This window comes from Burkholderia sp. BE12 (genome assembly GCF_002959955.1).
GTDB lineage: Bacteria > Pseudomonadota > Gammaproteobacteria > Burkholderiales > Burkholderiaceae > Burkholderia.
In genome coordinates, this window is sequence record NZ_PREY01000006.1 from 1 (window position 1) to 24,942 (window position 24,942).

The following is a 24,942-nucleotide window of genomic DNA, read 5'->3' on the forward strand; positions in this document are numbered from 1 at the left end:
ATCAGTTCCGGGTCCAGGTTCAAGCCCTTGCCCGGTTCAATCGTCACTTCTTCCTTGCGTTTGCGTGGCATAAAGTGGCTCCTTGGCCATCAGTTTATGCCTCACACACAAACATTCGGATAGGTTCGCGCGGGGCAGCGGTCACTTTTCTTTGTCTTGCCAAAGAAAAGTAACCAAAAGAAAGGCGCCCGAAAACGCATGACCTCCCGGTGCCATCGCCACCAAAGTGGCCACCATCTAAGTGTCCGCGCCAGTCACGAACCCGGAGTGGTTCGAGCAATGGTTCCGACACCACTCACTACACCACGGAGCGGTATACCGCCCGCTAGCTCCATCCTCGCTACGCTCGGCTGCAAAGTACTTCCGAGCGGGCGGGGCGTTCGCGCCTCTCCACGATCAGTCGACTGCCAGGCACTTTTTCTGCTCTCGACATTTGTGTGGCCGGATCGTTCGACATCGGTGTTCTCGCGATAGCGACGTGTTTGCGGCCCCCAATTTTCTTGCGGGCACAGCAAATTTCCTCCGTGTCGAAAGCATAGAAGGTTCCTTGCAAGAATGGGCGATGCCGGCATGGGTGGGGATGGACCTGTCGGCCGAGCGAAGCGAGGATGGAGCTAGCGGGCGGTATACCGCTCCGTGGTGTAGTGAGTGGTGTCGGAACCATTGCTCGAACCACTCCGGGTTCGTGACTGGCGCGGACACTTAGATGGTGGCCACTTTGGTGGCGATGGCACCGGGAGGTCATGCGTTTTCGGGCGCCTTTCTTTTGGTTACTTTTCTTTGGCAAGACAAAGAAAAGTGACCGCTGCCCCGCGCAGGGGCGACGCTAATAGACCGACACGATCGCGGGTATTTCGCGAAGAACGCAAGCGGACCGCCAAACCAGCAAAAGCCCCAAAATACCGCCAAGCGGCAGCAACTCCCCCCGAGAAGGGCAAAAACCAAAACCTTCCGATAGAACCCGTCGCAATTCCGCAAGACGCTTGCGTCACCCTTACCTAAACTTGATCCTGTTGAACCCTCTTACGAAACCGAAAGGAACGACCATGACGACCTCGACCGTGACCCGCCAGACATTCGACGAAGTGATGGTGCCGGTATTTTCCCCCGCCCCGTTCGTGCCGGATCGCGCAGAGGGCTCCCGCGTGTGGGACACGGCCGGCCGCGAGTACGTGGATTTCGCGTGCGGCATCGCCGTGACGTCGCTCGGCCACGGCCATCCGGAACTGCTGAAGGTGCTGGACGAACAAGGCCGCAAGCTCTGGCACATCGGCAACGGCTACACGAACGAGCCGGTGCTGCGCCTCGCGAAACGCCTCGAATCGCTGACCTTCGCCGATCGCGCATTCTTCGCGAACTCGGGCGCGGAAGCGAACGAAGCCGCGCTGAAGCTCGCGCGCCGCGTCGCATTCGATCGCCACGGCGCCGATAAATTCGAAATCGTGTCGTTCGTGCAGTCGTTCCACGGCCGCACGTTCTTCACGGTCAGCGTCGGCGGCCAGCCGAAATACTCGGAAGGCTTCGGCCCCGTGCCGGAAGGCATCAAGCACCTGCCGTTCAACGACATCGAAGCCGCGAAGGCCGCGATCGGCCCGAAAACCTGTGCCGTGATCGTCGAGCCGGTGCAGGGCGAGGGCGGCGTGATCCCGGCCGATCCGGCGTTCCTGAAGGCGCTGCGCGAAGCGTGCGACGCCAACGACGCACTGCTGATCTTCGATGAAGTGCAAACGGGCGTGGGCCGCACGGGCCAGTTCTACGCCTACATGGACACGGGCGTCACGCCGGACATCCTCACGACCGCGAAAGCGCTCGGCAACGGCTTCCCGATCGGCGCGATGCTGACGACGAACGAGCTGGCCGCGCACTTCAAGGTCGGGGTGCACGGTACGACGTACGGCGGCAACCCGCTCGCGTCGGCGATCGCGGACAAGGTCGTCGAACTGATCGGCGAACCGGCACTCCTCGAAGGCGTGCGCGAACGCAGCGTGCGACTGAAGGGCGCGCTCGAACGCATCAACGCGCGTTTCGGCATCTTCAAGGACATCCGCGGCAAGGGCCTCCTGGTCGGCGCGGAACTCACCGCCGCATTCGACGGCCGCGCAAAGGACTTCGTCAACGCGGCAGCCGAGCAAGGCCTGATCATGCTGATCGCCGGCCCGAACGTGCTGCGCTTCGTCCCGTCGCTGGTGATCCCGTTGGACCTGCTCGACGAAGGCATGAAGCGCTTCGAGAAGGCAGTCGAACAAGTGCTCGCCGCACAGGAAGCCACCGCGCGCTGATCGGCGCCCCCATCGCAGACAGGAACGACGATGCTATTTGTTCGCCCCGGCAAACTCACGGATCTTGATGCGCTCGCGCACATGGCGCGCACCGCGCAGCCGGTCCTGCACTCGCTGCCGCACGACCGCGCGGCGCTCGAAGCGCGTGTGGCGCTCTCCGAGGATTCGTTTCGCGCGGACGTCGATTTCGCCGGCGAGGAGTTCTATCTCTTCGTGCTCGAGGATTCGTCGACCGGCAAGCTGCTCGGCACGGCGAGCATCGTGGCCGCGGCCGGCTACTCGGAGCCGTTCTACGCGTTCCGCAACGACGCACTGATCCACGCGTCGCGCGAGCTGCACGTGAACCGCAAGATCCACGCGCTCACGATGTCGCACGAGCTGACCGGCAAGAGCCGGCTCGCGGGCTTTTACGTCGATCCGTCGCTGCGCGGCGACGCGGCCGCGCATCTGATCTCGCGCGCCCGGATGATGTACATCGCCGCGAACCGCCGCCGATTCACGCCGGAAGTGTTCACGCTGCTGCTCGGCGTGAGCGACGGCACCGGCGGATCGCCGTTCTGGGAAGCGGTGGGCCGCAAGTTCTTCGGCCGCGACTTCACCGACGTCGACATCGCATCGGGGGGCCGCAGCCGCACGTTCATCGCGGAAGTGATGCCGGCCTATCCGCTCTACGTGCCGCTGCTGCCGGAAGCCGCGCAGCGCGTGCTCGGCGAGCCGAACGAAACGGCGTTGCTCGCGTACGACATCCATCTCGAGGAAGGTTTCGAGCCCGACCGCTTCGTCGACATCTTCGACGCCGGCCCGGTGCTGACCGCGCAGGTCGACCGCACCGCGTGCGTGAAGCACGGCTCGGAACGCGTCGTGCGCGAGGCCGCGCATCAGCAGGGCGACGTCGCGTACATGGTGTCGACGGGCAGCGGCGAATCGTTTCGCTGCGTGCTGGCCGACCTGCCGGGCGACACGGCCGACGCACGGGGCGCCCAGGCGCCGCTGGCCGGCGACGTGCGCGCGGCGCTCGATGTGAAGGAAGGCGATGTCGTGCGCTGCGTGCCGCTGCACCGCCGCAGCGATGAAGATTTGACGGGAGAGGCAGCATGATCGTCGTTCGGGTCGTACAAACGGGCGACGTCGACGCGCTCGTGTCGCTCGCGCAGGAAACCGGGCCGGGCCTGACCACGTTCAAGCCCGACCGCGACGCGCTCGCCGCGCGCATCGAACGCTCGCGCCGCACGCTCGAAGGCCGGGCGGCACCCGGTGAAGCCGGCTACTTCTTCGTGTTGGAAGAATCGAAGACGGGCGACATCGCGGGCGTGTGCGGGATCGAAACGCAGGTCGGCCTCGAGCAGCCGTTCTACAACTATCGCGTGAGCACGGTCGTGCATGCGAGCCAGGAGCTCGGCGTGTGGACGAAAATGTCCGCGCTGAACATCTCGCACGACCTGACGGGCTACGCGGAAGTGTGCTCGCTGTTCCTGAGCCCGCGCTATCGCACGGGCGGCGTCGGCGGCCTGCTGTCGCGCTCGCGCTTCATGTTCATCGCGCAGTTCCGCGACCGCTTTCCGGAACGCATCTGCGCGGAACTGCGCGGCCACTTCGACGAGGACGGCACGTCGCCGTTCTGGCGCGCGGTCGGTTCGCACTTCTACCAGATCGATTTCAACGCGGCCGATTACCTCAGCTCGCACGGCCGCAAGGCGTTCCTCGCGGAGCTGATGCCGCGCTACCCGGTGTACGTCGACCTGCTGCCGCAGGACGCGCAGGACGCGGTCGGCCTCACGCACCGCGACACGCTGCCGGCCCGCAAGATGCTCGAAGCGGAAGGGCTGCGCTACCAGAACCACGTCGACATCTTCGATGCGGGCCCCGTGCTCGAATGCCACGTCAACGACCTGCGCACGGTGCGCGAGAGCGTCGTCGTGCCGGTCGCGATCGGCGTGCCGGATGCAACCGATGACGCGCAGGGCGGCCATCCGCCGAAGTCGCTCGTGTCGAACACGTCGCTCGGGGATTTCCGCGTCGGCGTCGCGCCGGGCGTGGTCGCGAACGGCGCGTTCGTGTTGTCGGCCGACGATGCCGTCGCGCTCGACGTGAAGGCCGGCGATCCGGTTCGCGTGCTGCCGCTCAAAGTCAAACAGGGATAAACGAATCATGACGGAACTCTTCATCGACGGCGCCTGGGTCGCAGGCTCGGGCCCCGTCTTCGCTTCGCGCAACCCGGGCACCGACGCGATCGCATGGCAGGGCGAAAGTGCGTCGGCGGCGGACGTCGACCGTGCGGTCGCGAGCGCGCGCCGCGCGTTCGCCGGCTGGTCGGCGCTCGACTTCGAAGCCCGCTGCGAGATCGCCAAGCGCTTCGCCGCCTTGCTCACCGAACGCAAGGAAGCGATCGCGACCGCGATCGGCCGCGAGACGGGCAAGCCGCTGTGGGAAGCGCGCACCGAAGTCGCATCGATGGCCGCGAAGGTCGGCATCTCGATCCAGGCATACCAGGAACGCACCGGCGAGAAGCGCCAGGACATGGCCGACGGCGTCGCGGTGCTGCGTCACCGGCCGCACGGCGTCGTCGCGGTGTTCGGCCCGTACAACTTCCCCGGCCACTTGCCGAACGGTCATATCGTGCCGGCGCTGATCGCCGGCAACACGGTCGTGTTCAAGCCGTCGGAGCTCGCACCGGGCGTCGCGCGTGCGACGGTCGAGGTGTGGAAGGAAGCCGGGCTGCCGGCCGGCGTGCTGAACCTCGTGCAGGGCGAGAAGGATACCGGCATCGCGCTCGCGAACCATCGGCAGATCGACGGACTGTTCTTCACCGGCAGCTCGGATACCGGCACGCTGCTGCACAAGCAGTTCGGCGGCCGTCCGGAAATCGTGCTCGCGCTCGAGATGGGCGGCAACAACCCGCTCGTGATCGGCGAAGTCGAGGACATCGACGCGGCCGTGCATCATACGATCCAGTCGGCGTTCCTGTCGGCCGGCCAGCGCTGCACGTGCGCGCGCCGCATCTTCGTGCCGCAGGGCGCGTTCGGCGACCGCTTCCTCGCGCGCTTCGCCGACGTCACGTCGAAGATCACCGCCGACGTGTTCGACGCCGATCCGCAGCCGTTCATGGGCGCGGTGATCTCGGCACGCGCGGCCGCGAAGCTGGTCGACGCGCAGTCGCGCCTGATCGAGCAGGGCGCGAAGCCGATCGTCGCGATGACGCAGCGCGATCCACGCCTCGGCTTCGTGAACGCGGCGATCGTCGACGTGACGGGCGTCGCGAACCTGCCCGACGAGGAACATTTCGGCCCGCTCGCGCAGATCGTCCGCTATGCGACGTTCGACGACGCGATCGAGCGCGCGAACGATACGGCGTTCGGCCTGTCCGCGGGCCTGCTGGCCAACGACGCGAAAGTGTGGGAGCACTTCCGCCGCACGATCCGCGCCGGGATCGTCAACTGGAACCGGCCGACCAACGGTGCGTCGTCCGCCGCGCCGTTCGGCGGCACGGGCCGCTCGGGCAACCATCGCCCGAGCGCGTACTACGCGGCCGACTATTGCGCGTATCCGATGGCGTCGGTGGAAAGCACGCAACTGACTTTGCCCGCGAGCCTGTCGCCGGGCCTGCATTTCTGATCGAGGGAGCGACGATGAACGCACAAGAAGCCAATTTCGACGGGCTCGTCGGCCCGACCCACAACTACGCCGGGTTGTCGTTCGGCAACGTGGCGTCGCTGAACAACGAGAAGTCGGCCGCGAACCCGAAGGCCGCCGCGAAGCAAGGGCTGCGCAAGATGAAGCAGCTCGCGGATCTCGGCTTCGCGCAGGGTGTGCTGCCGCCGCAGGAGCGGCCGTCGCTGCGCCTGCTGCGCGAGCTCGGCTTCTCGGGCAAGGACGCCGACGTGATCGCGAAGGCCGCGAAACAGGCGCCCGAGCTGCTCGCCGCGGCGAGCTCGGCGTCGGCGATGTGGACCGCGAACGCGGCCACCGTCAGCCCGTCGGCGGATACGAGCGACGGCCGCGTGCACTTCACGCCGGCGAACCTGTGCAGCAAGCTGCATCGCGCGATCGAGCACGAAGCGACGCGCCGCACGCTGTCGACGCTGTTTGCGGACCCCGCGCACTTCGCGGTGCATGAAGCGCTGACGGGCACGCCGGCGCTCGGCGACGAAGGCGCAGCGAACCACACGCGCTTCTGCGCCGAATACGGCAAGCCGGGTATCGAGTTCTTCGTGTACGGCCGTGCCGAATACCGCCGCGGCCCCGAGCCGAAGCGCTTCCCGGCCCGTCAGACCTTCGAGGCGAGCCGCGCGGTCGCGCATCGTCACGGGCTCGCCGAGGAAGCGACGGTCTATGCGCAGCAGGATCCGGACGTGATCGATGCGGGCGTGTTCCACAACGACGTGATCTCGGTCGGCAACCGCGAGACGCTGTTCACGCACGAGCGCGCGTTCGTCAACAAGCAGGCGATCTACGACACGTTGACCGCCGCGCTCGACGCGCGCGGCGCACGCCTGAACGTGATCGAGGTGCCGGACGCGGCCGTGAGCGTGAACGACGCGGTGACGTCGTACCTGTTCAACAGCCAGTTGCTGTCGCGCGCGGACGGTTCGCAGGTGCTCGTCGTGCCGCAGGAATGCCGCGAGAACGCGAGGGTCGCCGCCTATCTCGACCAGCTCGCGGCCGGCAACGGCCCGATTCACGACGTGCTCGTGTTCGACCTGCGCGAAAGCATGAAGAACGGGGGCGGCCCCGCGTGCCTGCGCCTGCGCGTCGTGCTGACCGAAGCGGAGCGCGCGGCCGTCACGTCGAACGTGTGGATCAACGATACGCTGTTCGCGTCGCTCGACGCGTGGATCGACAAGCACTATCGCGATCGCCTCGCACCGGAAGACCTCGCCGATCCGGCGCTGCTCGACGAGTCGCGCACGGCGCTCGACGCGCTCACGCAGATCCTGCGCGTCGGTTCGCTGTATGACTTCCAGCGCTGAGGCACGAATGCCGGCCGCCGCGCTGCTCGACGACTTTCTCGCGTTCACGCTGGCCGGTGGTGCACCGGCCGACAAGGACGGTGCCTGCGCAAGCGGCGCGGTGCGCTGGCAATGGCTCGGCGACGGGCTGCTCGCATTCGAACCGGCAGCCGCCGACGCCGCGGCGCGCACGAGCGTGCTCGTGTCGGCCGGCGTGCACGGCGACGAAACCGCGCCGATCGAACTGCTGTCGATGCTGGTGCGCGATCTGGCGTCGGGCGCGCTGCCGCTCGCGTGCCGGCTGCTCGTCGTGCTCGGCAACGTGCCGGCGATGCGCGCGGGCGATCGCTATCTCGACGACGATCTGAACCGGCTGTTCAGCGGTCGTCACGCGCAGGCGCCCGCGAGCCGCGAAGCGCCGCGCGCCGCGCAACTCGAAGCGGCGGCATCCGCATTCTTCGCGGCGGCGCCGGCGGGCAGCGCACGCTGGCACATCGACATGCACACGGCGATTCGCGCATCGGTGTTCGAGCAATTCGCGCTGCTGCCGCACACGGGCACGCCGCCCACGCGCGCCATGGTCGAATGGCTCGGCGACGCACGCATCGCGGCCGTGCTGCTGCATACGGCGAAAGGCAACACGTATTCGCATTTCACGGCCGAGCATTGCGGCGCGCTCGCGTGCACGCTGGAGCTCGGCAAGGTGCGGCCGTTCGGCGAGAACGACCTGAGCCGGTTCGCGCCGGCCGACCGCGCGGTGCGCAAGCTCGTGTCGGGTGCCTCGCGCGATGTCGATGCCGGGGGCGGCCATCCGTCGCTGCCGCGCGTCTTCACGGTGATCGACCAGATCACGAAGCAGAGCGACGCGCTCGAGCTGTTCGTCGCGGCCGACGTCGCGAACTTCACCGCGTTCCCGCGCGGCACCGTGCTCGCGCAGGACGGCGACTACCGCTACACGGTGAAGCACGACGAGGAACGCATCGTGTTCCCGAACCCGACCGTGAAGCCGGGCTTGCGCGCGGGCCTGCTCGTCATCGATACGACGCGCGACACGCTGGCCGCACTCGTCTGATCGATGCGCACGCGTGCGGGCCGCGACGACTCGCGGCCCGCGCGTCGTCCCGCGGTCCATTCATTTTTGCGATGACGCATGCACGCCGCGCAGGCGCTGCGCACGTCGCGCTTGCGTATTTGCGACACGGTCTTGCAAGTTCGACAGGTGGCGTGGCGGCCGCCGGGCACGCAGCGCAGCATCGCGCATCGGCGGCCGCTTCGCCATATCGGGCCGCGCGGATTGGTACAATCGCGGCCTTGCGGCTGTTGCGCCGCATCACGGTGCGGCATCGGAATTGCCGGAGGCATCCGACCCTGCAATGATGCATGCGCCCGTAGTTCCGGAACATTCGAGTATCGAGGAGAACACCTGATGAAGTTGGATTGGCGTAAAGTGGCCGCGCATGCGGTGGTGGCGGCATCGGCCGTGGCGGCAGGCAGCGCGTTTGCCGCGGATCTGAAGGAGATCCGGTTCGGCGTCGAGGCCTCGTACGCACCGTTCGAATACAAGACGCCCGACGGCAAGCTGACCGGCTTCGACATCGACATCGGCAACGCGGTGTGCGCGAAGCTGAAGACGAAGTGCGTGTGGGTCGAGAACGACTTCGACGGCCTGATCCCGGCGCTGCAGGCGCGCAAGTTCGACGCGATCAACTCGGACATGACGATCACCGACCAGCGCAAGCACGCGATCGCGTTCACCGATCCGATCTACACGATTCCGAACCAGCTGATCGCAAAGCAGGGCAGCGGCCTGCTGCCGACCCCGCAATCGCTGAAGGGCAAGCGCGTCGGCGTGCTGCAGGGCACGATCCAGGAAGCGTACGCGAAGAAGAAGTGGGTGCCGGCCGGCGTTGAAGTCGTGCCGTACCAGACGCAGGATCTGGCGTACGCCGACCTGAAGTCGGGCCGTCTCGACGCGACCTTCCAGGATTCGGAAGCCGGCTCGAAGGGCTTCCTGACGAAGCCGCAAGGCCAGGGCTTCGCGTTCGCGGGCGGCACGGTCAGCGATACCGAGATCCTCGGCTCGGGCGTCGGCTTCGGCCTGCGCAAGAACGATGCGGCGCTGAAGACCGCGCTCGATCAGGCGCTGAAGGAACTGAAGGCCGACGGCACGATCGACACCCTCGCGAAGAAGTACTTCAGCGTGCCCGTCACGCTCAAGTAAGCGTTTCGTACGCGCACGATGGTAAAGAACCGGCCGCTGATGCGGCCGGTTTGCTTTCGTGGAGCGGAAACGGCGGCGGGCCAGGCGTCAGCCGGGCGGCGCGGGAAAGAACCGTCCCAGTTCGCGCGCGAGTTCGTTGAGCACGGCCATCTCCTGCTGCGAGATCTTGCGCGCGGGTTGCGCGCCGGCCCAGTCGCCGTACAGCAGCGCGACGCTCGTCGCGCCGACGCGCACGGGCAGCAGCACGAACGCGCGCGCGTCGTCGAACGCGTCGAGATACCACGCGGGCAGGCGCTTCATCATCTTCGGCTCCTGCGCCTGTTCGATGAAGATGCCGACCGAGTTCGAGATCGCGAGATGAAACACGTCCGGCTCGAAGCGTTCGTCGAAGCGCAGCCGGGCGAGCGCCGTGTCGACACCGGGGCCGAAGCCGAGACGCGCGGCGAACGTGCCGTCGTCGTGACGCACGAACATCACGGTGCGCGTGAAGGCGAGGCCGGCCAGGAGGCTTTCCGACGCGAGCGCGAGCACCGGCGTCAGCACGTGCTCGGACGGCAGCGCGCGCAGGTCCGCGAGGCCGGCTTCGAGGCATGCCTCGGGCTCGGCCTGCGCGCGCGCGATCGCATCGGCGTTCGCGCGCAGCTCGACGATCTCGCGCATCATGGTGTCGCTCGCTTCCTCGCGCGCGAGGCGCTCGGCGATCTCGACGAGCGCCGCGGGTTCCATGCCGAGTGTGGGGCTGCAGTGCTGCGCGAGCGCCGCGACGCGCGCGTCGCGCTGCGGGCCCGCGGGCATCGCGAGCGCAGTTGCGACGTCGGTCGAGCAGCGGCTCACCGCGCGCAGCCAGCGGATGCGGTCGGCCGGGCCGCGATCGGTCGGGCCGCGGTCGGCCGGGCCGCGGTCGGCCGGGCCGTCGCCGGCGGTGATCGCCGGGCAGCAGCCGCCATCGTCGTCATCGTCGAACGCGTCGGCACAGGTCGCGTGACCGTCGTCGTCGGCCATCCCCGCGCGGATCTCGTCCGGTAGCCGCCAGCGCGCGGCCGCCTCGAGGCCGATTTCGTCGAAGCCGACGCCGAGCACATCGGCGCAGGCGGCCGATTCGTCGCCGTTCAGCTCGGCGGCGCGGCGGCGGATGCGGTCCCATTCGCTGTCGAGATAGCAGACCACCAGCAGCTTGCCGACCTGGCGCATCAGCGTGCAGACGACGGCTTCCTCGCCCGCGCGCAATTCGGCGCGCTCGGTGAGCTTGCGTGCGACGCAGCCGGACAGCAGCGCGCGGTTCAACTCCAGCTTCGCGTCGATGCGACGCGGCGTGCTCTGATGGAAATGGTCGACGAGCTTGAGCCCGACGACGAGATGGCCGACGGCGTCCATGCCGAGCACCATCAGTGCGCGGGTCACGGTGGTGATGTTGCCGCCGAACGCCATGTACATCGCGGAGTTCGCGAGGCGCAGCACTTTCTGCGTGAGCGCGAAGTCCGACAGCACGACGCGCACGAGCGCGGTGAAGTCGAGGTCGTCGTTCTTCATCGCGGCCATCGTCGCGCGCAGCGATTCCGACAGCAGCGGGAAATCGCCCCGTTCGTTCATCCTCGCCCACAGCTTGTCGAGCAGCGCGGTGCGGGGCAGGTGTTCGGTGATTGACATACGGATCTGTTCGGTTCGCCGCGCGCGTCAGGCGGCGGCGTGCAGGTGCAGTTGCTGCGCCTCGAAGCGCCGCGCGAGCTCCTCGGACGGCAGCGCCTGGCAGACGAGCCAGCCCTGGATGTGATTGCAGCCCATTTCCGTCAGCAGCGCGCGCTGCGCCTCGGTCTCGACGCCTTCGGCGACAAGCTCGAGATCCAGCGTTTGCGCGAGGCCGACCACTGCCGACACGATCGCGCGGTCGTTGCGCGACGTCAGCAGGTTCTCGACGAAACTGCGGTCGATCTTCAGCTTCGCGAGCGGGAAGCGCTGCAGATAGGCGAGGCTCGAATAGCCGGTGCCGAAATCATCTATCGCGAAGCGGATGCCGAGGCCGGTCAGCTCCTCGAGCAGCATTTTCGCGTGCGCGGGATCGTGCATCAGCAGGCTTTCGGTGATTTCGAGCACGATACGGCGCGGGTCGATGCCGGTCAGCGCGATCGCCTCGCGCACGCTCTGCGTGAAGCGCGGGTCGCGGAACTGCTGCGGCGACACGTTGACCGCCACGTATTGCAGCGCGAGCCCCTGGCCGTCCCACGCGACGAGCTGCATGCACGCGGCCTTGAGCACCCAGTTGCCGAGGTAGTTGATCAGGCCGATGGATTCGGCGAGCGGGATGAAGGTGGCCGGCGGCACGAGGCCGTGCACCGGATGGCGCCAGCGGATCAGCGCCTCGACGCCGACCACCGCGCCCGACTGGCTGCGCGTGATCGGCTGGAAATGCAGCGAAAACTCGCCGTTGCGCACGCCGTCGTACAGGTCGGCTTCGAGCTTGAGCCGTTCGGCGTCGGCCGGATCGTCGACGGGCGCATGGAACGCGAGTGCGTTGCCGCCCGATGCCTTCGCCTGCGCGAGCGCGTGGTCGGCGCGGCGCAGCAGCGGGCTGTGATGCTGCGCCCGATGCGGCGCGGCACGTTCGTCGGGATAGAGCGCGATGCCGATGCTCGCGGACAGGTGCACGGTCTGCCCCTGGAACACGTAGGGCTCGCGCACCGCGGCCTGCAGCCGGCGCGCGAGCGCATCGGCGGCGTGGCTCGCCTGCGGGCGGTCCGGTGCGCTCAGCACGACCGCGAACTTGTCGCTCGCGACGCGCGCGAGCTGCTCGTTCGGCGTGACGAGCGCCTTCAGCCGCTGCGCGGTCTCGCGCAGCAGCAGGTCGCCCGCGTCGTAGCCGAGCGCACGGTTGATCCGCTGGTAGTCGTCGAGGTCGAGCAGCAGCAGCGCCGCGCAGGTGCCGTCCTCGTCGGCGGTCTGCTGCGCGCGCATCAGCGCCGGCACGAGCGCGGACAGGTTGTCGAGCCCCGTCATCGGGTCGTGATGCATTTCGTACGTCAGGCGTGCCTCGAGCGCGCGCCACGACGACACGTCGAACGCCGCGATCGCGAAGCCGTCGACGCCGTGGTGGCGGCTCTTGAACGCGCGGACCTCGACGTCCAGCGGGTAGGTGAGCGACTTGACGATGCACATCGTCGCCTTCTCGACCTGGCCGGAACGCGCGGCGCGGGCGAGCAGGCCTTCGAGCGCCGGGGTATCCTGTTCGGCGATCAGGTCGCGCAGCGTCAGCGTATGCAGGTAGTCGCGGTGGTAGCCGATGAAGCGCAGGCTGGCGTCGGACACGTACAGAAAGCGCAGTTCGCGGTCGACATGGGCGAGGAAATCCACCGTGCCGACCGTCTGTTCCAGCCAGTTGCGCACGGAATCGTCGCGGCGCGGCGCGACGGCGCGCGCGGGCATCAGCGCGCCACCCGACCGGGCGAAGCGGCGCAGCGTATGCAAGGCGCTGCGCCAGGAGCCCTTGCGTGACGTCTGTTTCCTGTTGGCTTCCATGTTTCTCGCTGACGTGAAGGGCTGGAACCGGTTGTCCGGAAGGAATAACGGCAGACTGTGCGGAATCTTTAACGGGCCGGCCGCGGGCGGCGCTGCCGCGGGTCCGGATCATCGACGCGGGTGTTCGGCAGGCGAACGCCCCACGTGGCCCACATCGGGCTGACTTTATAAGAAATGAGGACGCAGATGAAGCGAAAACTGTTGCTGGGCGCCATGGCGGCGCTGGTGGCCGGTCATGCGCTGCTGGCGCAGGCGGAACTGAAGCCGGGCGCCGCGGCGCCCGATTTCACGACGCAGGCGTCGCTGGGCGGCAAGACTTACACGTACTCGCTCGCGGACGCACTGAAGCAGGGGCCGGTCGTGCTGTATTTCTATCCGGCGGCGTTCACGAAGGGCTGCACGATCGAGGCGCATGCGTTCGCGGACGCGGTCGACCGTTACAAGGCTTACGGCGCGACGGTGATCGGCGTATCGGCCGACAACATCGACACGCTGACGAAGTTCTCGGTGAGCGAGTGCCGGAGCAAGTTCCCGGTGGCGGCCGACCCGGACGCGAAGATCATCCGCGAATACGACGCGAAGCTGCCGGCGCTCGACCGCGCGAACCGCGTGTCCTACGTGATTTCGCCGGAAGGGAAGATTCTCTACGAATACACGAGCCTGTCGCCCGACAAGCACGTCGAGAACACGCTCGCCGCCGTGAAGGCGTGGGCCGACGCGCATCCGAAGCAGTAAGCGGCGGCCCCTCACGTGAGAACGGCCCGTCGTGCGGGCCGTAGGGACGGGCATGCGCCGCCTGCCGGCGCACGACTGCCCGTTACGCGCGCAGCGCCTGTTCGATCGGCACGCTGCCGCCGACGAAGCCGACGACCTTGCGCGAGATGCCGAGCTTGATCGCCTCGATCGCGGCCCATGCTACGTCCTGGCGCGAGACGGGCGGAGCGGGTTCGAGCCATGTGTCGGTCAGCGCGATCTTGCCGACGCCCGGGTCGTCCGTGAGCGGGCCCGGGCGCAGGATCACGTAGTCGACGCCCGACGCGATCACGCGATCGTCGCCTTCGCGCTTCATCTGCGAATAGTGGTGCAGCGCGTCCGGCCCGTGCTCGGGCCGGTACGCGGACAGCGAGCTGACCACCACGAGCTTCTGCGCGTTGTAGGCGAGTGCATAGTCGGCCGCGCGGGCGACCGCGTCGCGATCGACCTGTTCCTCTTCGGTCGCGCCCTCCGATTCGGCCGAGCCTGCCGCGTAGATCACGTGCGTGATGCCCTGGAATGCGTGCGAGAAATCGTTCGTCAGATCGGCCTCGACGACCCGTGCGCCTGCCAGCGCATAGCCGTGCCGGCGCACGAGCGCCGTGACCTCGAACTCCGGCTGCTTGAGCAGCAGATCCGCGCAGGCCTGGCCCGTCCGGCCGGTCGCGCCAATCAGCAGTACCTTCGTCGTCATGAAACCGCTCCTTGCTCGATGCGTCATCCATCCAGATAGGGACGGACGATCGATAACTCAAGTGTAATGTCGAATTGACCCGGCGGCGGGCGCGTAATAAGGGGCATACCGGCGCGGGCGTACCGGCGCGGGCGTACTGGTTTCAGGCGTACCGGCACGGGTAGCGGCGTGCATTCATTCACACGGATGCGGGAATGACGCGCCGACCGGCTATCATGTGCGCGATGCATTTTTCGCCGCTACGTGTGCATAACGCGGCGGCCCACTGGTTGGAGTACACATGGCATTACCCCTGGACAATGTGAGCATGGCCGTGTTCTGCGACTTCGAGAACGTCGCGCTCGGCGTGCGCGACGCGAAGTACGAGAAATTCGACATCAAGCCCGTGCTGGAGCGGCTGCTGCTGAAAGGCAGCATCGTCGTGAAGAAGGCTTATTGCGACTGGGATCGCTACAAGGGCTTCAAGGCGTCGATGCACGAAGCCAGCTTCGAGCTGATCGAGATTCCGCACGTGCGCCAGTCGGGCAAGAATTCGGCCGACATCCGGCTCGTCGTGGACGCGCTCGACCTCTGCTACACGAAGTCGCACGTCGATACGTTCGTGATCATCAGCGGCGATTCGGATTTTTCGCCGCTCGTGTCGAAGCTGCGCGAGAACGCGAAGAAGGTGATCGGCGTCGGCGTGAAGAATTCGACGTCGGATCTGCTGGTCGCGAACTGCGACGAATTCATCTTCTACGACGATCTGGTGCGCGAGCAGCAGCGTGCGCTCGCTAAGCGCGAACAGCAGCAGCGCGCGAGCAACGGCGGCGCGAAGCGGCCCGACGAGCCGTCGCGCAAGCACGACATGGACGCGCGCAAGGCGGAGGCGATCGCGCTGGCGGTCGAGACGTTCGACGCGCTCGCGTCGGAGCGCGACGACGTCGGCAAGATCTGGGCGTCGGTGCTCAAGAGCGCGATCAAGCGCCGCAAGCCGGACTTCAACGAGTCGTACTACGGATTCCGCGCGTTCGGCAACCTGCTCGACGAGGCGCAGGCGCGCGGCCTGCTCGAAGTGGGGCGCGACGACAAATCGGGTGCGTTCGTGTCGCGTTCCCGCCAGTTCCAGCCGAGTGCCGCCGAGCACGCCGCGACGGGCGGTGAGGGCGGCGCGGCGTACCACGGCGCCCATCACGGCACGCGCGCGGCGGAGTCGGCGCCGGCCGGCCGCGGCGCGCGCCGTCGCGGGCAGCGGGCGGAAGCGGTCGTTCACGAAAGCGTGCAGGTCGACGTGGAAGACGCGGAGTTCGCCGAGGTTGCCGAGGTCGCCGACGCGGCGCCGGCCGAAACACGCGAAACACGCGAAACACACGACACGCCCGACGTGGCCGACGCGCATGGTGACGCGAAGGATGGCCGCAAGCGTGCGCGCAAGAGCGCGGCAAAGAAGACCGGCGCGAAGAAGGGCGCGGCCGCGAAGGGCACCGGTCGCCACGCGGCCGGCAAGCCGGACGCCGCCGCGCAGGGCGACGCGACGCATGGCGGCGATGCGCACGCGCACGACCAGCATGCGGACGAATCGCATCGCGACGCGGCGCATGACGAGCGGCACGCGGCAGCGGCGCCCGCCGAGCCGGCGCGTCGTGCTTCCGGCGCTCGGGACGAGGCCGCGCAGCCGTCGCACGACGTGACGCCGGTCGAAGCGACTTCCGAGGGGGCTGCCGAAGCACCGGCCGCCGCCAAGCCGAAGAAGCCGGCCCGCAAGGCGGCACCGCGCGCGCGTCGTCCGCGCAAGACGACGGCTGCCGCCGAGTAACGAGTCACGGCAGCCGGCCGGGTGTCGTCCGAAACAGGTCGGCACCCGCGCTGCGCGGTACCGGCCGGCGCAACGCCGGCCGGCCTGCCACGCTAGCCGTTCAGCACGTACGGCTGCGTCATCACTTCGAGGAAGTGACCGTCCGGATCGTCGAAGTACACGCCGCGTCCGCCGTTGTGGCGGTAGATATCGTCGGCTTGCCGCTTCGCCGGATCGGCCCAGTGCGGCAGCCGGCGCTCCCGAATGCGCGCGTACACGCGATCGAAGCCGGCTTCGTCGGTCAGGAACGCGTAATGCTGCGCCGTGATCTCCCCCGCCTTTTCGTAAAAATCGAGCGACACGCCGTTGTCGAGCGCGACGACCAGCATCGCGCCGAACGGCGTCGGCGGCGGGAGTTCCAGAAGTTCGGTGAGGAAGCGGCTCGATGCGCGCTTGTCTCGACACCAGACGATCGTGTGGTTGAGCTGGACGTTCATGGTGTGTCCCCGGGAAGGGCACGGCGGTGGGCATGGACTCACGATAGCCGATTGCCGCCGGTGTTCAAGCGCGGAAGGAAAGCGGCCGCCTGACCGGCGGCCGCTGCCATCACTCGCCGGCGACCGCCGGCCCGCCGGTATTGCCGCGGCGGTTGCGGCGCTTCTCGGTCCACACGCGCAGCCGGTCCATGTACAGGTAGACGACCGGCGTCGTATAGAGCGTCAGCACCTGCGACACGATCAGGCCGCCGGCGATCGCGATCCCGAGCGGCGCGCGCAGCTCGGCGCCGTCGCCGCTGCCGAACGCGAGCGGCAGCGCGCCGAGCAGCGCCGCCATCGTCGTCATCATGATCGGCCGGAAGCGCAGCAGGCACGCCTCGTGGATCGCGTCGAACGACGACTTCCCGTTGTTGCGCGTCTGGTCGATCGCGAAGTCGACCATCATGATCGCGTTCTTCTTCACGATGCCGATCAGCAGGATCACGCCGATCAGCGCGATGATGCTGAACTCGGTCTTGAACAGCAGCAGCGCGAGCAGCGCGCCGACACCGGCCGACGGCAGCGTCGACAGGATCGTGATCGGGTGGATGTAGCTCTCGTACAGGATCCCGAGCACGATGTAGACGGCCAGGAGCGCCGCGAGGATCAGGATCGGCTGATCGTTCATCGACTGCTGGAACGCCTGCGCGGTGCCCTGGAAGCTGCCGACGATCGTCGGCGGGACCCCGATCTGCGCCATCGTCTGATAGATCACCTGCGTCGCCTGCGACAGCGACACGCCCGGCGGCAGGTTGAACGAGATCGTCGTCGCGACGAACAGCCCCTGGTGGTTGACCGACAGCGGCGTCGTGCTCGGCCCGAACGTCGCGACCGCCGACAGCGGGATCATCGTCGACTTCGACGTCGACACCGACGCGCCCGACGACGCGCTCGACTTGCCGCTCGCCGCGATCGAGTTGAGCGCCTGGTTGCGCGCGGAATCGGACGCGATCGCCGCGGCGCTCTGCGTGGCCGTGCCGGCGCTCGACGTGCCGGCCGCGGTCGCGACGAAGGTGCCGGCGGCCGCGTTGGTGGTCTGCGATCCGTTCGCGCTGCCGCCGGACGTGCTGATCCACACCTGGTTCAGCATCTCCGGGCTCTGCCAGTACTTCGGCGCGACTTCCATCACGACGTGGTACTGGTTCAGCGGGTTGTAGATCGTCGAGACCTGGCGCTGACCGAACGCGTCGTACAGCGTGTTGTCGATCTGCGCGGGTTTGATGCCGAACCGCGCGGCCGTCGCGCGGTCGATCGTCACCATGGCCTCCATGCCGCCTTGCTGCTGGTCGGAGTTCACGTCGGTCAGCTCGGAACGCTTCTGCAGCGCCTCGGTCAGGATCGGCCCCCACTTGTACAGGTCGGCGCTCGAATCGCCGAGCAGCGTGAACTGGTACTGCGCGTTGCTCTGCCGGCCGCCCACGCGAATGTCCTGCGCTGCCTGCAGGAACGTGGTCGCGCCTGCCACGTCCGCCAGCCGCGGGCGCAGCTGCTGGATCACCTGGTCGGCCGACAGCTTGCGTTCGGTGCGGTCCTTCAGCGTGACGAACATGAAGCCGGAGTTGGTCTGCGTGCCGCCGGTGAAGCCCGCGACGCTCTTCACGTTGGGATTGGCCTGCACGATCCGCATCATCTCGGAGAACTTCAGCTTCATCGCCTGGAACGACGTGGACTGGTCGGCCCGAATGCCGCCGATCATCAGCCCGGTGTCCTGCTGCGGGAAGAAGCCCTTCGGCACGACGACGTACAGGTAGACGTTCAGCGCAATCGTCGCGAACAGCGTCAGCAGGATCAGCAGCGGCCGGCGCAGCGCCCACGACAGCGAGCGCTCGTAGCCGCGCTGCATGCGCGCGAAGCCGCGTTCGAGGAAGCGCCCGAAGCGGCCCTCGTCGTGCGGGTCGTGCTTGTCGGGCAGCAGGCGCGCGCACATCATCGGCGTGACCGTGAGCGACACCGCGAGCGACACGGCGATCGCGAGCGACAGCGTCAGCGCGAACTCGCGGAACAGGCGCCCGACGATCCCGCCCATCAGCAGGATCGGCAGGAATACCGCGACGAGCGAGATGCTCATCGACAGCACCGTGAAGCCGACTTCGCGCGCGCCGTCGAACGCGGCCTGCATCCGCGACTTGCCGTTCTCGATGTGCCGCGAGATGTTCTCGAGCACGACGATCGCGTCGTCGACGACGAAGCCCGTCGCGACGATCAGCGCCATCAGCGACAGGTTGTCGATCGAGAAGCCGAGCAGGTACATCGCACCGAACGTGCCGATGATCGAGATCGGCACCGCGACGCTCGGGATCAGCGTCGCGCGCCAGTTGCGCAGGAACAGGAACACGACCATCACGACGAGGCTGATCGCGATCAGCAGCGTGTGTTCGGTGTCCTTCAGCGACGCGCGGATGGTGGTCGAGCGGTCGAGCACCGGCGTGACCGTGATGTCGGCCGGCAGCGACGCGGTGAGCTGCGGCAGCGCCGCGCGTACGCGATCGAGCGTCTCGATGATGTTCGCGCCGGGCGAGCGATAGAGGATCACGAGCACCGCGCGCTTGCCGTTCGACAGGCCGAGGTTGCGCAGGTCCTCGACCGAATCGACGACGTCGGACAGATCGGACAGCCGCACGGCCGAGCCGTTGCGGTAGGCGACGACGAGGTCGCGGTATTGCGACGCCTGGGACGCCTGGTCGTTCGTATAGAGCTGGAAGCGCTGCGGGCCGAACTCGATCGCGCCCTTCGGCGCGTTGGCATTCGCGGAGGCCAGCGCCGCGCGCACGTCCTCGAGGCCGATCCCGTAGTGGAACAGCGACTGCGGTTCGAGCTCGACGCGCACGGCCGGGTTCGCGGAGCCGCTCACGGTGACCTGGCCGATTCCGTCGATCTGCGACAGCGACTGCTGCAGCACCGTCGACGCGGAGTCGTACACCTTCGCCGGCGACGCCGTCTCCGAGGTCAACGACACGACCATGATCGGCGAATCGGCCGGGTTGACCTTGCGGTAGGTCGGATTGCTCTTCAGCGCGGCGGGCAGGTCGGCGCGCGCCGCGTTGATCGCGGCCTGCACGTCGCGCGCGGCGCCGTCGATGTCGCGGTTCAGGCCGAACTGCAGGATGATCCGCGCGTTGCCGACCGTGCTCGTCGACGTCATTTCGGAGACGTCCGCGATCGATCCGAGGTGCCGTTCGAGCGGGCTCGTCACGCTGGTCGCGACCGTTTCCGGGCTCGCGCCCGGCAGCGACGCCTGCACCGAGATCGTCGGGAAGTCGACCTGCGGCAGCGGCGACACCGGCAGCTTGATGAACGCGAACAGGCCCGCGAGCGCGACCCCGAGCGCGAGCAGCGTCGTCGCGACGGGGCGGGTGATGAAGGGGCGCGACAGGTTCATGTCGGCACTCGCTGGGCCGCCCCAAGGGTGCCGACCGCCCCCTTGGGGGGCAGCGAACGAAGTGAGCGTGGGGGTCGTTTCATTTACGCATCCGTGCGCGTGCCGGCATCGGGGCCGCGGCGTTCGAACCAGCCGCGCACGCGGCGCGCGAGCGAGTCGAAGCCGAGGTAGATCACGGGCGTCGTGAACAGCGTCAGCACCTGCGACACGATCAGGCCGCCGGCGATCGCGATCCCGAGCGGCTGGCGCAGCTCGGAGCCGGCGCCGGCGCCGACGATCAGCGGCACCGCGCCGAGCAGCGCGGCGAGCGTCGTCATCAGGATCGGCCGGAAGCGCAGCAGGCACGCCTGGTAGATCGCCTCGCGCGGCGGCTTGCCTTCGACGCGTTCGGCCTCGAGCGCGAAGTCGATCATCATGATCGCGTTCTTCTTCACGATACCGATCAGCAGCACGATGCCGATGATCCCGATGATGTCGAGGTCGTGCCCGGTGATCATCAGCGCGAGCAGCGCGCCGACGCCGGCCGACGGCAGCGTCGACAGGATCGTGATCGGGTGGATGTAGCTCTCGTACAGCACGCCGAGCACGATGTACATCGTGACGACCGCCGCGAGGATCAGGAACAGCTGATTCGACAGCGACGCCTGGAACGCGAGCGCCGCGCCCTGGAAGCGCGTCTGGAACGAGCCGGGCAGGCCGATGTCCTTCTCGGCGGCCTCGATCGCCTTGACCGCTTCGCCGAGCGACGCACCCGGCGCGAGGTTGAACGAGATCGTCGTCGACGGGAACTGCGACAGGTGCGCGACCAGCAGCGGCGACGGCCGCTCGTGGAACGACGCGATCGACGCCAGCGGCACCTGGCCGCCGCCGGCCGACGGCAGGTAGATGTCGTTCAGCGATTGCGCGTAGTGCTGCTCCTTCGGCTCCGACTCGAGAATCACGCGGTACTGGTTCGACTGCGTGAAGATCGTCGACACGATGCGCTGGCCGAACGCGTCGTACAGCGCGTTGTCGACGGTCGCCGGCGTGATGCCGAAGCGCGCGGCGCTCGGGCGGTCGATCTCGATGTACACCGACTGCCCGTTGCTCTGCAGGTCGGTCGCGACGTCGGCGAGCGACGGCTCCTGCTGCAGCCGCGCGACGAGTTTCGGCACCCAGGTCGCGAATTCGCCGGCGTTCGGGCTCGTCAGCATGAACTGGTACTGCGTCGGGCTGACCGTCGAGTCGATCGTCAGATCCTGCACCGGCTGCATGAACAGCGAAATGCCGGTGATGTTCGCGACGCGCTGCTGCAGGTCGCGGATGATCTGCGCGGCGGTTTCGGTGCGTTGGTCGCGTGCCTTCAGGTTGATCAGCATCCGGCCGCTGTTCAGCGTGATGTTGCTGCCGTCGACGCCGATGAACGACGTGAGGCTGTCGACGTTCGGATCCTTCAGGATCTCGGCCGCGAGCGCCTGCTGGCGTTCGGCCATCGCGCCGTACGAGATCGACTGCGGCGCCTGCGTGATCGCCTGGATCACGCCGGTGTCCTGCGCGGGGAAGAAACCCTTCGGTACATATACGTAGAGCAGGGCGGTCAGCCCGAGCGTCAGCAGCGCGACGACGAGCGTCGAGCGCTGGCGGTTCAGCACCCATTCGAGCGCGACCGCGTAGCGCGCGATCACCCAGTCGATCGACCGGTGCACGCGGGCCTCGAAGCGATGGCTCTCCGGCGGCGGCGAATGGCGCAGCAGCTTCGCGCACATCATCGGCACGAGCGTGAGCGACACGATCGCCGAGATCACGATCGTCACCGCCAGCGTGATCGCGAATTCATGGAACAGCCGGCCGACCACGTCGCCCATGAACAGCAGCGGGATCAGCACCGCGATCAGCGAGACCGTCAGCGAGATGATCGTGAAGCCGATCTGCCGCGAGCCCTTCAGCGCGGCCTCGAGCCCCGATTCGCCTTCCTCGACGTAGCGCGAGATGTTCTCGATCATCACGATCGCATCGTCGACGACGAAGCCGGTCGCGATGGTGAGTGCCATCAGCGACAGGTTGTTCAGCGAGAAGCCGGCCATGTACATCACCGCGAGCGTGCCGATCAGCGACAGCGGCACCGACAGGCTCGGGATGATCGTCGCGTAGACGTTCGCGAGGAACAGGTACATCACCAGCACGACGAGCCCGACCGCGAGCAGCAGCTCGAACTGCACGTCGCGCACGGCCGCGCGGATCATCGTCGTGCGATCGGTGACGATCTCGACGTCGAGCGCGGCCGGCAGCGTTTCCTGCAGCTTCGGCAACTGCGCCTTGATCGCGTCGACGGTCGCGATCACGTTCGCGCCCGGCTGGCGCTGCACGTTCAGGATGATCGCGGGGTCCGAATTCACCCACGCGCCGAGCTTGGTGTTCTCCGAGCCGGCGACGACCGTCGCGACGTCGGTCAGCATCACCGGGCGGCCGCTCTTGTACGCGACGACCGCGCTGTTGTACTGGTCGGCGCTCGTCAGCTGATCGTTCGCGTTGATCGTGTACGCGCGCGTCGGGCCGTCGAAGTTGCCCTTCGGCGTGTTGACGTTCAGGTTCGAGATCGTCGTGCGCAGATCGTCGAGGTTCATCCCGTACTTCGCGAGCGCGGTCGGGTTCGCCTGGATCCGCACGGCCGGCCGGTTGCCGCCGGACAGGCTGACGAGGCCGACGCCGGCGATCTGCGAGATCTTCATCGCGAGGCGCGTGTCGGCCAGGTCCTGCACCTGCGTGAGCGGCAGCGTCTTCGACTTGACGGCGAGCGTCAGCACCGGCGCATCGGCCGGGTTCACCTTCGCGTAGATCGGCGGGGCAGGCAGGTCGGACGGCAGCAGGTTGCCGGCCGCGTTGATCGCGGCCTGCACTTCCTGTTCGGCGATGTCGAGCGGCAGGTCGAGCGAGAACTGCAGCGTGATCACCGACGCGCCGGCCGAGCTTTGCGACGACATCTGGTTCAGCGACGGCATCTGCCCGAACTGGCGTTCGAGCGGCGCGGTGACCGACGACGTCATCACTTCCGGGCTCGCGCCCGGGTAGAAGGTCTGGACCTGGATCGTCGGGTAGTCGACCTCGGGCAGCGCGGCGAGCGGCAGGAACCGCAGCGCGACGAGACCGGCCAGCATGATCGCCGCCATCAGGAGAGCGGTGCCGACCGGCCGGAGAATGAAGAGGCGGGATGGATTCATCGAGCGGCCCGGGCGTTACTGGGCCGCGGGGGTCGCTGCCTGCGACGCGCCGAGCTTGTGTCCGCCGCGATGACCGCCGGCACCCGATGCGCCCGAGGCACCCGCCGCGCCCGACGCCACACCAGCGCCGTGCGCGCCCGACGCGCCTTTCGGCTTGTCGGCCGGAATCGAGATCTTCGAGCCTTCGCGCAGGCGATCCGAGCCGTCGGTCACCACGCGCTCGCCGAGCGCGACGCCGCTGACGATGCTCGTGCGTTCGCCGTCGACCGGGCCGATCGTGACCTTGCGCACCGTCACGGTGTTGTCGGGTTTCACGACGTAGACGAACTGGCCGATCGAGCCCGTCAGCACGGCGGAGGTCGGCACGATCGTCGCGTTGCGCATCACGTCGACGAGCAGCCGCGTGTTCACGAACTGATTCGGGAACAGCATGCCTTCCTTGTTATCGAAGCTCGCGCGCAACTTGACCGTGCCGGTGCTCGTGTCGATCTGGTTGTCGAACGTCGCGAGCGAGCCCGTCTCGAGCGGCACCGTGTTGTTGCGGTTGTAGGCGGTGACCGACAGCTTCTGGCCCGCGTTCACCTGCTTGAGGATTTGCGGCAGGTTGTCTTCCGACGTCGTGAAGATCACGCTCATCGGCTGCAACTGCGTGATCACGACGAGGCCGTTGGCGTCGCCCGGCGTCACGTAGTTGCCCGGGTCGACCTGGCGCAGGCCGACGCGGCCGGAGACCGGCGCCGTGATGCGCGCATACGTGAGATTGAGTTTCGCGGAATCGATCGCGGCCTGGTCGGTCTTCACCGCGCCTTCGTACTGCTTGACGAGCGACGCCTGCGTATCGACGGTTTGCGACGCGATCGAGTCCTGCGACAGCAGCGTCTGGTAGCGCTTCAGGTCGAGACGGGCCGTCGCGAGCAGCGCCGCGTCGCGGGCATGCGTGCCTTCGGCGTTCTCGAGCGCGACCTGGTACGGGCGCGGGTCGATCTGGGCGAGCACGTCGCCCTTCCTGACGATCTGGCCTTCCTGGAACGACACCGACTGCAGGTAGCCCGACAACTGCGTCTTCACCGTCACGTTCGCGAGCGGCGTGACGGTGCCGAGCGCGGACAGCACGATCGGCATCTCGCCCTGCGTCGCGGTGGCGACCTGCACCGGCTGCGGCACGTTGGCCATCGCAGCAGGGCCGCCGCGGCCGCGGTGGCTGCCCGCAGCGGCGCTGGCACCCGCGCCTTTCGCCGTACTGCCTGCCGCCGGCGTGCGGTTCCACGGGTGCCACCACAACAGGCCGCCGATGACGACGACCGCGACGGTCCCGATCAGCAGCGTGCGGCGCGGGCGCCGTGCGACGGTGGGTGCGGGGTCTTTCGAAGGGGGCGTGGGCTTTTGTTCGTTATCCATCGTGTTCTGTCAGGAAGACGGCGCGGCGGGCCGGAAATCGGGCTGCTCGGCTGCGCGTGGGCGTGCGGGTGACGCGACGGGGCGGCCCGGCTCGGTCCGGGGCCCCGCCGATCCACGCGGGAAAAGAGCGGTGCGCACCGCGAATGCGGCGCGACGATGGGCATGATCCTACGTGCCGTCCCCGTTACAGTCCAGCGATCTATCTTTCAACGGGTTACGGTCGTTACACAACGCGACACGGCGATGACGAAACGA

General features: G+C 67.7%; 16 protein-coding genes. 9 read left to right on the plus strand and 7 right to left on the minus strand.

Features of this window, described 5'->3' with window-relative positions; translation table 11 throughout:
* The first annotated feature begins 1,046 nt into the window (after positions 1 to 1,046).
* The 7 genes from C4B30_RS08000 (at position 1,047) to C4B30_RS08035 (ending at position 9,446) form a co-directional block, all read left to right on the plus strand.
* Positions 1,047 to 2,279 (plus strand): aspartate aminotransferase family protein, encoded by a 1,233-nt coding sequence (locus C4B30_RS08000; protein ID WP_027783981.1) that lies wholly within the window; start codon positions 1,047 to 1,049, stop codon positions 2,277 to 2,279.
* 30 nt (positions 2,280 to 2,309) lie between these two features.
* Entirely contained in the window at positions 2,310 to 3,377 is a 1,068-nt protein-coding gene (gene aruF / locus C4B30_RS08005) for an arginine/ornithine succinyltransferase subunit alpha (RefSeq protein WP_027783982.1), read from the plus strand.
* Positions 3,374 to 4,420, plus strand: coding sequence for an arginine N-succinyltransferase (gene astA, locus C4B30_RS08010; protein ID WP_105132317.1), 1,047 nt, complete (start codon positions 3,374 to 3,376; stop codon positions 4,418 to 4,420). Before aruF ends, astA begins: the two co-directional genes overlap by 4 nt.
* A 7-nt stretch (positions 4,421 to 4,427) precedes the next feature.
* Positions 4,428 to 5,891, plus strand: a complete 1,464-nt coding sequence (gene astD / locus C4B30_RS08015) for a succinylglutamate-semialdehyde dehydrogenase (protein WP_105132318.1) — start codon at positions 4,428 to 4,430, stop codon at positions 5,889 to 5,891.
* A gap of 14 nt (positions 5,892 to 5,905) precedes the next feature.
* The gene (gene astB, locus C4B30_RS08020) at positions 5,906 to 7,246 is read left to right on the plus strand and encodes an N-succinylarginine dihydrolase (protein ID WP_027783985.1); all 1,341 of its coding nucleotides are present in this window, start codon (positions 5,906 to 5,908) and stop codon (positions 7,244 to 7,246) included.
* Between the two features lie 7 nt (positions 7,247 to 7,253).
* The gene (astE, locus tag C4B30_RS08025; protein ID WP_027783986.1) at positions 7,254 to 8,297 is read left to right on the plus strand and encodes a succinylglutamate desuccinylase; all 1,044 of its coding nucleotides are present in this window, start codon (positions 7,254 to 7,256) and stop codon (positions 8,295 to 8,297) included.
* 354 nt (positions 8,298 to 8,651) lie between these two features.
* A complete protein-coding gene (locus C4B30_RS08035; protein WP_027783987.1) occupies positions 8,652 to 9,446 on the plus strand; it encodes an ABC transporter substrate-binding protein in 795 nt (264 codons plus the stop codon).
* Between the two features lie 87 nt (positions 9,447 to 9,533).
* Here C4B30_RS08035 and C4B30_RS08040 read toward each other — a convergent pair whose 3' ends face one another.
* Positions 9,534 to 11,093 (minus strand): HDOD domain-containing protein, encoded by a 1,560-nt coding sequence (locus tag C4B30_RS08040; protein ID WP_105132319.1) that lies wholly within the window; start codon positions 11,091 to 11,093, stop codon positions 9,534 to 9,536.
* 27 nt (positions 11,094 to 11,120) lie between these two features.
* The gene (gene cdpA, locus C4B30_RS08045; protein ID WP_193727275.1) at positions 11,121 to 12,863 is read right to left on the minus strand and encodes a cyclic di-GMP phosphodiesterase CdpA; all 1,743 of its coding nucleotides are present in this window, start codon (positions 12,861 to 12,863) and stop codon (positions 11,121 to 11,123) included.
* A 279-nt stretch (positions 12,864 to 13,142) separates the two neighbouring features.
* Here cdpA and C4B30_RS08050 point away from each other — a divergent pair, with 279 nt between their 5' ends.
* Positions 13,143 to 13,691: a peroxiredoxin gene (locus tag C4B30_RS08050; RefSeq protein ID WP_027783990.1), complete on the plus strand. Its 549-nt coding sequence runs from the start codon at positions 13,143 to 13,145 to the stop codon at positions 13,689 to 13,691.
* A gap of 82 nt (positions 13,692 to 13,773) precedes the next feature.
* Here the strand turns inward: C4B30_RS08050 and C4B30_RS08055 are convergent, their stop codons facing one another.
* Positions 13,774 to 14,403 carry an SDR family oxidoreductase gene (locus tag C4B30_RS08055; RefSeq protein WP_027783991.1) on the minus strand — a complete coding sequence of 210 codons (630 nt, stop codon included), beginning with the start codon at positions 14,401 to 14,403 and terminating at the stop codon, positions 13,774 to 13,776.
* A gap of 280 nt (positions 14,404 to 14,683) precedes the next feature.
* Here C4B30_RS08055 and C4B30_RS08060 point away from each other — a divergent pair, with 280 nt between their 5' ends.
* Positions 14,684 to 16,198: an NYN domain-containing protein gene (locus tag C4B30_RS08060; protein ID WP_027783992.1), complete on the plus strand. Its 1,515-nt coding sequence runs from the start codon at positions 14,684 to 14,686 to the stop codon at positions 16,196 to 16,198.
* Positions 16,199 to 16,290: 92 nt separating this feature from the next.
* Here C4B30_RS08060 and C4B30_RS08065 read toward each other — a convergent pair whose 3' ends face one another.
* The 4 genes from C4B30_RS08065 to C4B30_RS08080 all read right to left on the minus strand — a co-directional run bounded on the left by C4B30_RS08065 (position 16,291) and on the right by C4B30_RS08080 (position 24,687).
* Positions 16,291 to 16,674 carry a VOC family protein gene (locus C4B30_RS08065; protein WP_027783993.1) on the minus strand — a complete coding sequence of 128 codons (384 nt, stop codon included), beginning with the start codon at positions 16,672 to 16,674 and terminating at the stop codon, positions 16,291 to 16,293.
* Positions 16,675 to 16,783: 109 nt separating this feature from the next.
* The gene (locus C4B30_RS08070) at positions 16,784 to 20,092 is read right to left on the minus strand and encodes an efflux RND transporter permease subunit (RefSeq protein ID WP_027783994.1); all 3,309 of its coding nucleotides are present in this window, start codon (positions 20,090 to 20,092) and stop codon (positions 16,784 to 16,786) included.
* A gap of 83 nt (positions 20,093 to 20,175) precedes the next feature.
* Positions 20,176 to 23,289: an MdtB/MuxB family multidrug efflux RND transporter permease subunit gene (locus tag C4B30_RS08075; RefSeq protein WP_027783995.1), complete on the minus strand. Its 3,114-nt coding sequence runs from the start codon at positions 23,287 to 23,289 to the stop codon at positions 20,176 to 20,178.
* A 15-nt stretch (positions 23,290 to 23,304) separates the two neighbouring features.
* A complete protein-coding gene (locus C4B30_RS08080; protein WP_027783996.1) occupies positions 23,305 to 24,687 on the minus strand; it encodes an MdtA/MuxA family multidrug efflux RND transporter periplasmic adaptor subunit in 1,383 nt (460 codons plus the stop codon).
* Positions 24,688 to 24,942: the final 255 nt, after the last annotated feature.